We start from the raw sequence: 323 nt of genomic DNA, 5'->3' as shown, positions 1-323 counted from the left end.
ACTGTATAAGTTACTTCATACTTTCCTGGTTTATTTGTATCTACTGAGCCAGAAACTTTAATATCTTTTGTTATATTTCCATCTTCTGTATCAACTGCAGTTACACCAGCCATTGGATCAAATGCTGTTCCTTCTGTTATGCTCACATTATCTGCTCCGCTTATTACCGGTTTATCATTGCTTACTACAGTTATTGTTATTGTCTTTATTGTTTTAGCACCTTGACTATCTGTTACTTCATAAACTACTTTGTAAGTGCCTGGCTTGTTTACATTTACTGTGTTTTCTATCACTTTAATCTTATTTGTTATATTTCCGTCTTC

General features: G+C 33.1%; 1 protein-coding gene. It reads right to left on the bottom strand.

From position 1 onward, the window contains the following. Nucleotides 1-323, bottom strand: a 323-nt coding sequence (locus K5V21_RS19845) for an immunoglobulin-like domain-containing protein (RefSeq protein ID WP_221862677.1), incomplete at both ends; no start/stop codon positions are given.

It is taken from the genome of Clostridium sardiniense (genome assembly GCF_019753795.1).
Taxonomy (GTDB): domain Bacteria; phylum Bacillota; class Clostridia; order Clostridiales; family Clostridiaceae; genus Clostridium; species Clostridium sardiniense.
The sequence above is the reverse complement of the archived record's forward strand: the minus strand, read 5'-3'. Positions and strand labels throughout refer to the sequence as shown.